The following is a 308-nucleotide window of genomic DNA, read 5'->3' as shown; positions in this document are numbered from 1 at the left end:
CCGTCCCGGGCGCGTACGTCCGGCTGCTCGACTCCACCGGCGAGTTCACCGCCGAGGTGGTGACCTCCCCGGCCGGTCAGTTCCGGTTCTTCGCCGCGCCGGGCGACTGGACCCTGCGCGCGCTCTCCCGGTACGGCAACGGCGACACCGCCGTCACCGCCGCCCGGGGGATCAACGAGGTGACCGTCACGGTCGCCGCCTGACCCACGCTCTGATCCTCGTGGCCCGCCGCCCCACCCGGGGCGGCGGGCCATTCCCTTGTCCCCGGGATCCGGGCTGAATCGCCTCGGGCCGGAGGGGCGGGCGGT

At 75.6% G+C, this 308-nt stretch carries 1 protein-coding gene; it reads left to right on the top strand.

What is annotated here, in order from left to right:
• On the top strand, positions 1 to 203 hold a 203-nt coding region (locus ONA70_RS36555), incomplete at its 5' end, for a DUF1416 domain-containing protein (protein WP_265011032.1).
• Positions 204 to 308 lie beyond the last annotated feature (105 nt).

The sequence above is a fragment of the Micromonospora yasonensis genome (assembly GCF_026013475.1).
GTDB classification, from domain to species: domain Bacteria; phylum Actinomycetota; class Actinomycetes; order Mycobacteriales; family Micromonosporaceae; genus Micromonospora; species Micromonospora yasonensis.
Note: the sequence above shows the minus strand (reverse complement) of the source record. Positions and strands in the feature narration are given on the sequence as shown.